At 45.7% G+C, this 1,204-nt stretch carries 1 protein-coding gene; it reads left to right on the top strand.

Annotated elements, in window-relative coordinates:
* Nucleotides 1–1,204: NADP-dependent isocitrate dehydrogenase (locus R7E00_RS24220; RefSeq protein ID WP_318124795.1), on the top strand; the 1,204-nt coding region annotated here is incomplete at both ends.

Genomic DNA, 1,204 nt, shown 5'->3' on the forward strand with positions numbered 1-1,204 from the left:
GAAGAAAAAGCGATTAAATCGGCTTACGATAAGATTAAGGGCAGTGCGGTAAACCCAGTACTTCGTGAAGGCAACTCTGACCGTCGTGCGCCACTTTCTGTTAAGAACTATGCAAAGAAAAACCCACACTCAATGGGCGCATGGTCATCAGACTCTAAATCCCATGTATCAAGCATGGCGGGTGACGATTTCTTTGGTAGCGAGAAATCAACAACCATTTCTGGCGCAACAGAAGTAAAAATCGAGTTTGTTGGCGCAGATGGCTCTGTAAAAGAGCTAAAATCTGCTTTCCCACTGTTAGACAAAGAAGTTATTGATAGCTCTGTACTGAAGAAAAAAGCATTGGTTGAGTTCTTCGAAAAAGAAATCGCAGATGCGAAAGAGCAAGACGTACTGCTTTCTCTACACATGAAAGCGACGATGATGAAGGTTTCTGACCCGGTTATCTTCGGTCACGCTGTAAAAGTGTACTACAAAGACGTTTTTGCTAAATACGGTAAGTTATTCGAAGAGCTTGGCGTTGATGTAAATAATGGTCTTGGTGATGTTTACTCGAAAATCGAGTCACTACCAGCAGCACAAAAAGAAGAGATTGAAGCGGCAATTCAGGCGGTTTACCAAACTCAGCCTGAACTTGCGATGGTTGATTCGGATCGTGGCATCACGAACCTGCATGTCCCAAGCGACATCATTGTCGATGCATCTATGCCAGCAATGTTGCGTTCTTCTGGCCAAATGTGGGGTCCTGACGGCAAGCAAAAAGATACTAAAGCGATGATCCCAGATCGCTGCTATGCAGGTATCTACCAAGCAGTTATCGATTTCTGTAAAGAGCACGGCGCATTTGACCCGACAACAATGGGCAGCGTACCAAACGTGGGTTTGATGGCTCAAAAAGCAGAAGAGTACGGTTCTCACGATAAGACGTTTATCCTAGATGCAGCAGGTACAGTACGTGTTGTTGATGCTTCTGGCGCAGTGCTGCTTGAACAGGCGGTAGAAGAGGGTGACATCTTCCGTATGTGTCAGGTAAAAGACGCGCCAATTCAAGATTGGGTCAAACTTGCAGTAACTCGCGCACGTGCGACAGGCGTTCCAGCTGTATTTTGGCTAGATGACAACCGCGCACACGATGCAGAGCTTATTAAAAAGGTCAATGCATACCTGCCAGATCACGATACGACAGGCCTAGAAATTAAGATTC

It is taken from the genome of Vibrio sp. Vb1755 (genome assembly GCF_033338635.1).
GTDB classification, from domain to species: Bacteria; Pseudomonadota; Gammaproteobacteria; order Enterobacterales; family Vibrionaceae; genus Vibrio; species Vibrio alginolyticus.